The following is a 456-nucleotide window of genomic DNA, read 5'->3' on the forward strand; positions in this document are numbered from 1 at the left end:
CCCGCGCTTCGTCATGCCGATCTTCGACGGGGCGTTCGCGGCGGGCGCCGACTACCTCGACATGGCCATGTCGCTGTCCCGGCCGCACCCCGACAAGCCGTACGAACTGCCCGGGGTCAAGCTCGGCGACGACCAGTTCGCCACCGCGAACCAGTGGGCCGACGCCGGCCGGCTCGCCCTGGTCGGCATCGGCGTCGAACCCGGCCTGGCCGACGTCTTCGCCCGGTACGCCGCCGACGAGCTGTTCAGCGAGATCGACGAGGTGGGCATCCGGGACGGCTCCAACCTGATCGTCGAGGGGTACGACTTCGCCCCGTCCTTCTCCATCTGGACCACCATCGAGGAGTGCCTCAACCCGCCGGTCATCTGGGAACGCGGCCGGGGTTGGTTCACCACCGAACCGTTCAGCGAACCGGAGGTCTTCGACTTCCCCGGCGGCATCGGCCCGGTCGAATG

1 protein-coding gene is annotated in these 456 nt (G+C 69.3%); it reads left to right on the forward strand.

Annotated features, from left to right (window positions below; translation table 11 throughout):
• Nucleotides 1-13: 13 nt before the first annotated feature.
• Nucleotides 14-456 (forward strand): saccharopine dehydrogenase family protein (locus ACU8YE_RS25095; protein WP_446930268.1); only part of this gene is annotated, 443 nt, incomplete at its 3' end.

Source organism: Ralstonia sp. VS2407, assembly GCF_052950655.1.